Origin of the sequence: Nostoc cycadae WK-1 (assembly GCF_002897135.1) — a bacterium.
GTDB lineage: Bacteria > Cyanobacteriota > Cyanobacteriia > Cyanobacteriales > Nostocaceae > Nostoc_B.
Genome location: NZ_DF978483.1, coordinates 1 through 1,250, shown reverse-complemented (window position 1 = coordinate 1,250; position 1,250 = coordinate 1). Strand labels below are relative to the sequence as shown.

1 protein-coding gene is annotated in these 1,250 nt (G+C 48.0%); it reads right to left on the bottom strand.

The annotated features are described in order from the left end of the window. Positions 1–80 precede the first annotated feature (80 nt). Positions 81–1,163 carry a photosystem II q(b) protein gene (gene psbA / locus NCWK1_RS28980; RefSeq protein WP_096579570.1) on the bottom strand — a complete coding sequence of 361 codons (1,083 nt, stop codon included), beginning with the start codon at positions 1,161–1,163 and terminating at the stop codon, positions 81–83. Positions 1,164–1,250 lie beyond the last annotated feature (87 nt).

Sequence of the window (1,250 nt, the reverse complement as noted above, 5' to 3'; positions counted from 1 at the left end):
CAAACCCAAACTAAAAAGGCGCTCTCCTCAAGGAGAGCGCCTTTCATTCACACATTAGCTATTGCTTCTAGGTCAGAAAATTAACCGTTGATAGCAGGAGCGCTGATTGCAACAGGAGCAACATCACCAGCAGCCAAGTCTAAGGGGAAGTTGTGAGCGTTACGCTCGTGCATTACTTCCATACCCAAGTTAGCGCGGTTGATGATATCAGCCCAGGTGTTGATGACGCGACCTTGAGAGTCAATCACAGACTGGTTGAAGTTGAAACCGTTCAAGTTGAACGCCATTGTGCTTACGCCCAAGGCTGTGAACCAGATTCCAATTACAGGCCATGCAGCTAAGAAGAAGTGCAAGGAACGGCTGTTGTTGAAGGACGCGTATTGGAAAATCAAGCGACCGAAGTAACCGTGTGCTGCAACGATGTTGTAGGTTTCTTCTTCTTGTCCGAACTTGTAACCGTAGTTTTGTGATTCGTTTTCGGTTGTTTCACGAACTAAGGAGGAAGTTACCAAAGAACCGTGCATTGCGGAGAACAAAGAACCACCGAATACACCTGCTACGCCCAACATGTGGAAGGGGTGCATCAAGATGTTGTGTTCTGCTTGGAACACGATCATGAAGTTGAAGGTTCCAGAGATACCCAAGGGCATACCATCAGAGAAGGAACCTTGTCCGATGGGGTAAATCAAGAATACTGCTGTTGCTGCTGCTACTGGTGCAGAGAATGCTAGGCAGATCCAAGGACGCATACCTAAGCGGTAGGATAGTTCCCACTCACGACCCAAGTAGCAGAATACGCCAATCAGGAAGTGGAATATTACTAGTTGGTATGGGCCACCGTTGTACAACCACTCGTCTAAGGATGCTGCTTCCCAAATTGGGTAGAAGTGCAAGCCAATTGCGTTGGAGGAAGGTACTACTGCTCCGGAGATGATGTTGTTTCCGTAGAGTAAGGAACCTGCTACTGGTTCACGGATACCGTCGATGTCTACTGGGGGGGCGGCGATGAAGGCGATTACGAAGCAGGTGGTTGCAGCCAGCAAGGTTGGGATCATGAGTACGCCGAACCAGCCAATGTACAGGCGGTTGTTTGTGCTGGTGATCCAGTTGCAGAACTGCTCCCATACGTTGGCGCTCCGGCGCTGTTGTAAGGTTGCTGTCATGTCTTTATGATTGCTTTGGTTATGTATGTTTCAGGTGTTTTCACCTGTTGTTACATATCTTAAAGGTAATTATTGCTTTTTGTAAAG

Bases quoted from the DNA above. Each gene is read 5' to 3' on its own strand.
- psbA (WP_096579570.1), bottom strand. From the start codon at position 1,163: ATGACAGCAACCTTACAACAGCGCCGGAGCGCCAACGTATGGGAGCAG.